The following is a 7,572-nucleotide window of genomic DNA, read 5'->3' on the forward strand; positions in this document are numbered from 1 at the left end:
GCCGGGGCGGCGCCGCCCTGCCCCGCCGTGGCCGCGCGCGGCGCCACGCCGTCGGCCTCAGGCGGGGCCTGGGGCGCTGCGGCGGCGTCGGCTAGCGTGGCGGTGGGCATGCGGCTGGCGGGGTCCTTGCCGCTTACTCGTAGCCGTAGGCGCGCAGACCCGCTTCGTTGTCGGCCCAACCGGACTTGACCTTGACCCAGATCTCCAGATACACCGGGCCGCCGAACAGGCGCTCCATGTCGAGCCGGGCCTGGGTCGAGACTTCTTTCAGACGGGCGCCCTTGTTGCCGATGATCATGGACTTGTGCGTGTCGCGCTCGACCAGGATGGCGGCGAAGACGCGGCGCAGGTCGCCCTCCTGCTCGAACTGCTCGATCAGCACGGTGCTGGTGTAGGGCAGCTCGTCGCCGACGAAGCGGAACAGCTTCTCGCGCACGATCTCGGAGGCGAGGAACTTCTCGCTGCGGTCGGTGATGTCGTCCGGGCCGAAGATCGGATTGTTCTCCGGCAGGAATTTCTTGATCTCGTTTTGCAGACCGTCCAGCTGGAAGCGCAGCTTGGCCGACACCGGCACGATGGCGGCGAAGTTGAACTTGGCGGCGATCTGCTGGGCGAACGGCAGCAGCACGGCCTTGTCCTTGACGCGGTCCGACTTGTTAATCACCAGCACCACCGGCACTTCCTTCGGCAGCAGGTCGAGCACTTGCTGGTCGGCCGGGCCGAAGGTGCCCGCCTCGATCACGTACAGGATCAGGTCGGACGAGATCAGGGTGTTGGTGACGGTCTTGTTGAGCGTCTTGTTGAGCGCGTTGGCGTGGCGCGTCTGGAAACCCGGCGTGTCGACGTAGATGAGCTGCGCGTCCTCCAGGGTCTGGATGCCGGTGATGCGGTGGCGCGTGGTCTGCGCCTTGCGCGAGGTGATGCTCACCTTGGCGCCGATCAGCGTGTTCATCAAGGTCGATTTGCCCACGTTGGGGCGGCCGACGATGGCGATATAGCCACAGCGGAAGTTGGCGGGGGTGGTTGCGGTAGTCATGCTAGTGTCGATTCAATGTATGTGCGGGGGTGCTGCTCGGTGGTTCACTTGTGGGCCAGCTTGCCGTCGGCGACGGCCGGCTGGGCCGCCTCGCCGTGGCCGGCGTGGTTGCCGCCGCCCTGGACGGTGGCGATGCCGGCCAGTTTCAGCTGGGCGGCGCGGGGCTTGGCCTTGCGGCCGGCCGCCGGCGACTTCAGCATGGCCTGCTCGGCCATGCCCAGGGCCAGCTTGGCGGCGGCCTGCTCGCCGGCGCGGCGGCTGCCGCCCCGACCGTAGACCTGCACGCCCAGCTTGGGCACCAGGCATTCGATCTCGAACTCCTGGCTGTGCGCGGCGCCATGCGTCGCCACCACATTGTACAGCGGCAGCGAGATCTTCTTACTTTGCAGGAATTCCTGCAGCAGGGTCTTGGCGTCCTTGCCCAGGGTTTGCGGGTCGACCGTGTCGAGGATCGGAATGTAGAAGGCGCGGATCACGTCGCGCGCGGCGTTGAAGCCGGCGTCGAGGAAGATCGCGCCGAGCAGGGCTTCGAGCGTGTCGGCCAGGATCGACGGCCGGCGGAAGCCGCCCGACTTGAGCTCGCCCTCGCCCAGCCGCAGGAACTGCGACAGTTCGAGCTTCTGCGCGATCTCGTACAGCGACTGCTGCTTGACCAGGTTGGCGCGCAGGCGCGACAGGTCGCCCTCGTCGATGCTCTGATAGCGCTCGTACAGGATGGAGGCGACCACGCAGTTCAGAATCGAATCGCCGAGGAACTCCAGGCGCTCGTTATGCAAACTGCTGTGGCTACGGTGCGTCAAGGCTTGCTGCAACAGGCCAGCATCCTGGAACGTATAGCCTAAACGGGTTTGCAATAACTGAAGATTCATCGTTGTTTCGTGGTTTATTGTTCGGGTTTGGCGGCGGCCGGCGCGCCGCTCTTGGCGGTGGTTCCGGCATACTCCAGCAGCAGGCTGGCCGGGCCGACCAGCGGGATCTTTTTCTCGTAGGCGAAACTGACCTCCATCTCGCCGTTTTCCTTGCCGATGATCAGATCCTTGCCACCGATCGAGCTGATGTAGTTGACGTTGGCGTTGGCGTCGAAGGAATTCTGGATCTCGCGCACGCCGCCGCCGGTGGCCTTGGCCGCCTTGACGGCGTTGAGCACGGCGCGGTACTCGGAATAGGTCGGCACGATCTTCAGGGCCAGGATGCCGAGGAAGCCGGCGACGGCCAGCACGACGATCAGGCCAACCAGGGAAACCCCCTCTTGCTTGATACCGCAATGCTTGCCGTTTTGCATCTCAGCCCCTAGTCAGGTCTTGCTCAGGTCTTACTCAGGTCTTACTCAGGTCTTACTCAGGTCTTAATGTATGCCGCCGATACGCCGCAGGTTGCTCAGGTTCATCCAGACAAAGAATGCCTTGCCGACAATGTTCTGGTCCGGCACGAAGCCCCAGTAACGGCTGTCGGCGCTGTTGTCGCGGTTGTCGCCCATCATGAAATAATTTCCCGCCGGCACAACGCAGGTGAAACCCTCGTACTTGTAGCTGCAGTTCTCGCTGTGCGGGAAGGACTTGACGTCGCCCAGGTTCAAGGTCGCCGCCTGCTCGTTGTTGAGGATCTTGTGCGCCACGCCGCTCAGGTTTTCCCGGTATTGCTTGTTATACAGCAGATGCTCGTCGTCGAGGTAATCGTCCAGCGCGGTGTACTCGACCGCCTTGCCGTTCACCGTCAAACGCTTGTTCTCGTAGGTGATTTTATCACCCGGCACGCCGACCACCCGTTTGATGTAATCCTGGCTCATGTCCTTCGGATACTTGAAGACCATCACGTCGCCGCGCTGCGGGTTGTTGAGGTCGATGATCTTCTTGTTGATCACCGGCAAACGGATGCCGTAGGTGAACTTGTTGACCAGGATGAGGTCGCCCACCAGCAGGGTCGGCACCATCGACGAGGACGGGATCTTGAACGGCTCGTAGAGGAAGGAGCGCAGGAAGAACACCAGCGCGATGACCGGGAAGAAACTGCCAGAGTACTCGATCCAGGTCGGCTGGCGCAGCAGCGCCGCCTCGATCGCGCCACGGCTGCTATTGTGGTCGACCTTGATGCCGTCGGCCGTCAGCTTGCTGTTGCGGGCGTCGAAGTCGGCCAGCGCGCGGTCGGCGGCGGCGCGGCGTTGCTTGGCCAGGTAGAACACGTCGAGGAACCAGATCACGCCGGTGACGACCATCAACACGAACAGGATTAAGGCGAAGTTCCCTAAGATGACTTGCAGGTTCATTTATCGTCCACTTGTAAGATTGCCAGGAACGCCTCTTGCGGGATCTCCACCGAGCCCACTTGCTTCATGCGTTTTTTACCTGCTTTTTGCTTTTCCAACAGCTTCTTCTTACGGCTGATGTCGCCGCCGTAGCACTTCGCCAGCACGTTCTTGCGCAGCGCCTTGACGTTCTCGCGCGAGATGATGTTCGACCCGATGGTGGCCTGGATGGCCACGTCGAACATCTGCCGCGGGATCAGCTCGCGCATCTTGGCGGCCACCTGGCGGCCGCGGTACTGGCTGTTCGAGCGGTGCACGATGATGGCCAGCGCATCGACCTTCTCGCTGTTGATCAGCATGTCGACCTTGACCACGTCGGCGGCGCGGTATTCCTTGAACTCGTAGTCCATCGAGGCGTAGCCGCGCGAGGTCGACTTCAGCTTGTCGAAGAAGTCCAGCACGATCTCGCCCATCGGCATTTCGTAGACCAGCTTGACCTGGCGGCCGTGGTAGCTCATGTCGAGCTGGATGCCGCGCTTGGCGATGCACAAGGTGATCACCGAGCCGACGTACTCCTGCGGCATGTACAGGTTGACGGTGACGATGGGCTCGCGCACCTCCTCGATGCGCGACGGGTCGGGCATGCGCGAAGGGTTGTCGACGTTGAGCACGGTGCCGTCGCGCTGCACCACCTCGTAGACCACGGTCGGCGCGGTGGTGATCAGGTCCATGTCGAACTCGCGCTCGAGGCGCTCCTGCACGATTTCCATGTGCAGCAGGCCGAGGAAGCCGCAGCGGAAGCCGAAGCCCAGCGCCTGCGACACTTCCGGCTCGTACATCAGCGCGGCGTCGTTCAGTTTGAGTTTTTCCAGCGAGTCGCGCAGCGCGTCGTACTGGTTGGCCTCGACCGGGAACAGGCCGGCGAACACCTGCGGCTGCACCTCCTTGAAGCCGGGCAGCGGCTCGGCGGCCGGACGGTTGGCCAGGGTGACGGTGTCGCCCACCTTGGCGGCCTTCAATTCCTTGATGCCGGCGATGATGAAGCCGACCTGGCCGGCCGACAGCTGCGGCAGCGACAAGGAGCGCGGCGCGAACACGCCGACGTCCTCGACCAGTTGCAGCGAGTCGGTGGCCATCAGGCGGATCTTGTCCTTCGGCTTGAGCGTGCCGTTGATGACGCGCACCAGCATGACCACGCCGACGTAGTTGTCGAACCAGGAGTCGACGATCAGCGCCTGCAGCGGCGCGCTCGGGTCGCCCTTCGGCGGCGGCACCTTGGCGATGATCGATTCGAGCACGTCCTCGACGCCCAGGCCGGTCTTGGCCGAGCAGTGCACGGCGTCGCTGGCGTCGATGCCTATGACGTCCTCGATCTCGGCGATGGCGCTGGCCGGGTCGGCGTTGGGCAGGTCGATCTTGTTCAGCACCGGCACCACTTCCACGCCCAGGTCGAGCGCCGTGTAGCAGTTGGCCACGGTCTGCGCCTCGACGCCTTGCGAGGCGTCGACCACCAGCAGCGCGCCCTCGCAGGCCGACAGCGAGCGGCTCACCTCGTAGGAGAAGTCGACGTGGCCGGGCGTGTCGATCAGGTTCAGGTTGTAGACCACGCCGTCGCGCGCCTTGTAGCTCAGCGCGGCGGTCTGCGCCTTGATGGTGATGCCGCGCTCGCGCTCCAGATCCATCGAATCGAGCACCTGCGCCTCCATCTCGCGGTCGGACAGGCCGCCGCACAATTGGATGATGCGGTCCGCCAGGGTGGATTTACCGTGGTCGATGTGGGCGATGATGGAAAAATTGCGTATGTTGTTCATTAACAAATATAAAAACGAATTGAGTCGACACTGCGGGGCAGAAGATTCACGCGGAAAACACCTTGCAGGCGACCGTCTAGGATCGTGCAATTTTCCACGCAATACAAAAAAAGCGCTCCGAGCGGGGCGTGATGCCCTGGCGAGCGCCTTGAATACAATCACTAAAACGCGAAACAGAAGCTTTTCTAAGCCCGCATTTTACCGGATTTCAGAGTGGAAAGCCCGTGTTATGACGCCCGGCCGGAGGGGAAATGTATTTTCACCAATGTTTTGAGGCAAAAAAGCGGGCGGGCGGCGGTGAAAATTGTTGAGTAGTCAACTTTCCGCCGCCAGCGCGGCGCGCACCCGCGCCGCGTCGAGGAAGTAGTGGCACAGCTCGGGCCGGGCCGGGTCGGCGAACAGCACCGGCACCAGCTCGTCGAAACGGGCCAGCAGGGTGGCGTCGGCGGCGCTGTCGATATCGATGACGGCGACGGTGAACGGGCGTTCGGCCGTCTGCAGCAGCATCAGCGCGTCCAGCATGTCCTGGCAGAGGTGGCAATAGCTGCGCGAGTAAAGGGTGAAGTGCATGGCATGTCGGTGAGTTGAGAAGGTCGGGGCGCCGGCGACGCCAAGCAAACCCAGCGGCGTAAAACTGGGGTCGGACCCGAGGGGTCCGACCCCGGTCTCTGCCCTGGGGGTTTGCTCGGCGCCAGCGGCACGCCGGCCGCCAGTCGGGTCGGGTCGGGTCGGCGCGGCGCGGGCGGCGCTTACTTGGCGCTCGGCCGCAGCGAGACGAACTGCGTCACGTCGCCGCGCCGCACCAGCACCACCGAGGCCTTCTTCGGATCGAGCTTGGCGACGGCGGCGTTGAACTGCTTGGCGTCCCTGATCTCGACATTGTTGAGCTGCAGGATCACGTCGCCGCTGTGCAGGCCGGCGCGCCCGGCCACGCCCTCGGCCGAGTCGACCGCCACGCCGCCGTCCAGGTCGAGCGCCTTCTTCTGCGCCGCCGTCAAGTCGCTGACCTTCAAGCCCAGCGCATTGGCCGCCAGCTCGGCCTTGGGTTTGGCGCCCTCGGCCTTGGCCTTGGCGCTCTTGTCGCCTTCCAGCTCGGCGATGGCGACGTTGACCTCCTGCTGCGCACCCTTGCGCCAGATGGTCACCGTGGCCTGGCTGCCCAAGGCGGTGCCGCCGACCAGGCGCGGCAGGTCGGACGAGCGGTTGATCTGCACGCCGTTGAACTTGAGGATGATGTCGCCGGCGCGGATGCCGGCCTTGTCGGCCGGACCGCCCGGCTCGACCAGCGAGACCTCGGCGCCCTGCGCGCTCTTCAAGCCCAGCGATTCGGCCACTTCCTTGCTCAGCTCGCCGATCTGCACGCCGATGCGCCCGCGCGTGACCTTGCCGGATTTCTTCAGCTGGTCGGAGACGCGTATCGCCTCGTCGATCGGCACGGCGAAGGAGATGCCGTTGTAGCCGCCGGACAGGGTGGCGATCTGCGAGTTGATGCCGATCACCTCGCCGCGCATATTGATCAGCGGACCGCCCGAATTGCCCGGGTTGACCGCGACGTCGCTCTGGATCAGCGCCAGGTAGTCGCCGGTGTCGCGCGACTTGGCCGAGATGATGCCGGCGGTGACGGTGTTCTCCAGGTTGAACGGCGAGCCGATGGCGATCACCCACTCGCCGACGCGGATCTTGCCCGAATCGCCGATGGTCAGGCTGGGCAGCTTGCCGCCCTCGATCTTCAGCAGCGCCACGTCGGTGCGGCCGTCGGCGCCCAGCACCTTGGCCTTGAACTCGCGCTTGTCGGTCAGGGTCACGTAGACCTCGTCGGCGCCGTCGACGACGTGGGCGTTGGTCAGCACATAGCCCTCGGGCGAGATGATGAAGCCGGAGCCGACGCCGCGCTGCACCTCCTCCTCCTGCGGCGCCTGGCGGCGGCCGCGCGGCGCCTTGCCGCCCGGATTCGGCGTCGGCACGGCGCCGCCGAAGAAGCGGCGCAGGAACTCCTGCATTTCCTCGTCGCTCGGGGCGCCCTGGCCGCCCTGGCCGCCCTGGCCCAGCTTGAGGCGCTCGGTGGTGCGGATGTTGACGACGGCCGGGCCGACTTTGTCGACCAGCTCGGTGAAGTCGGGCAGGCCCGCCACGGCGGCGGCCTGGGCGGCCGGCGCCAGACCGAGCACGGCGGGCGCCAACAACACACCGGCGCTGAGCATCAGCGCCGACAAGGTTTTACTACCAGCGGAGAAGTTATTTTTCATGGAAAGTATCGTTCTTTTGGAAGTTCAGGAAACACGAGCAGCGGCGTCAACACGCCGCGCCATACGCCGGGGGGCAAAACACATGGTAAGCGAAATCGCATCTTGCCGCATGCACAAGATGTTGCAAATACCAGCTTTTTCAAGGGCGCGCGAAAGCCGCCACGGGCGGTGGCGCTTGGCTGCCGGCTGGCGAGCTCAGGGAAGGATGGGGGCGACCAGGGCGGCGCCGCCGGCGCC

7 protein-coding genes are annotated in these 7,572 nt (G+C 64.5%); all 7 read right to left on the minus strand.

The window, feature by feature from the left end:
- Positions 1 to 133 precede the first annotated feature (133 nt).
- On the minus strand, positions 134 to 1,036 hold the full coding sequence (era, locus tag H7U20_RS12395) for a GTPase Era (protein ID WP_199759461.1): 903 nt from the start codon (positions 1,034 to 1,036) through the stop codon (positions 134 to 136).
- 44 nt (positions 1,037 to 1,080) lie between these two features.
- Positions 1,081 to 1,905 (minus strand): ribonuclease III, encoded by an 825-nt coding sequence (rnc, locus tag H7U20_RS12400; RefSeq protein ID WP_199759462.1) that lies wholly within the window; start codon positions 1,903 to 1,905, stop codon positions 1,081 to 1,083.
- Between the two features lie 14 nt (positions 1,906 to 1,919).
- Positions 1,920 to 2,318, minus strand: coding sequence for a DUF4845 domain-containing protein (locus H7U20_RS12405; RefSeq protein ID WP_199759463.1), 399 nt, complete (start codon positions 2,316 to 2,318; stop codon positions 1,920 to 1,922).
- A gap of 63 nt (positions 2,319 to 2,381) precedes the next feature.
- Positions 2,382 to 3,299: a signal peptidase I gene (gene lepB, locus H7U20_RS12410; protein WP_199759464.1), complete on the minus strand. Its 918-nt coding sequence runs from the start codon at positions 3,297 to 3,299 to the stop codon at positions 2,382 to 2,384.
- Complete coding sequence (gene lepA / locus H7U20_RS12415) at positions 3,296 to 5,089, minus strand: translation elongation factor 4 (RefSeq protein ID WP_199759465.1); 1,794 nt, start codon at positions 5,087 to 5,089, stop codon at positions 3,296 to 3,298. The genes lepB and lepA overlap by 4 nt, the downstream gene beginning before the upstream one ends.
- 315 nt (positions 5,090 to 5,404) lie before the next feature.
- Positions 5,405 to 5,659 (minus strand): glutaredoxin family protein, encoded by a 255-nt coding sequence (locus tag H7U20_RS12420; RefSeq protein ID WP_199759466.1) that lies wholly within the window; start codon positions 5,657 to 5,659, stop codon positions 5,405 to 5,407.
- A gap of 179 nt (positions 5,660 to 5,838) precedes the next feature.
- A complete protein-coding gene (locus tag H7U20_RS12425; protein WP_370593149.1) occupies positions 5,839 to 7,335 on the minus strand; it encodes a DegQ family serine endoprotease in 1,497 nt (498 codons plus the stop codon).
- Between the last annotated feature and the right edge of the window lie 237 nt (positions 7,336 to 7,572).

This window comes from Rugamonas violacea, assembly GCF_016461825.1.
In the GTDB taxonomy this organism is placed as follows: domain Bacteria; phylum Pseudomonadota; class Gammaproteobacteria; order Burkholderiales; family Burkholderiaceae_D; genus Rugamonas.

Bases quoted from the DNA above. Each gene is read 5' to 3' on its own strand.
- era (WP_199759461.1), bottom strand. From the start codon at position 1,036: ATGACTACCGCAACCACCCCCGCCAACTTCCGCTGTGGCTATATCGCC.
- rnc (WP_199759462.1), bottom strand. From the start codon at position 1,905: ATGAATCTTCAGTTATTGCAAACCCGTTTAGGCTATACGTTCCAGGAT.
- H7U20_RS12405 (WP_199759463.1), bottom strand. From the start codon at position 2,318: ATGCAAAACGGCAAGCATTGCGGTATCAAGCAAGAGGGGGTTTCCCTG.
- lepB (WP_199759464.1), bottom strand. From the start codon at position 3,299: ATGAACCTGCAAGTCATCTTAGGGAACTTCGCCTTAATCCTGTTCGTG.
- lepA (WP_199759465.1), bottom strand. From the start codon at position 5,089: ATGAACAACATACGCAATTTTTCCATCATCGCCCACATCGACCACGGT.
- H7U20_RS12420 (WP_199759466.1), bottom strand. From the start codon at position 5,659: ATGCACTTCACCCTTTACTCGCGCAGCTATTGCCACCTCTGCCAGGAC.
- H7U20_RS12425 (WP_370593149.1), bottom strand. From the start codon at position 7,335: ATGAAAAATAACTTCTCCGCTGGTAGTAAAACCTTGTCGGCGCTGATG.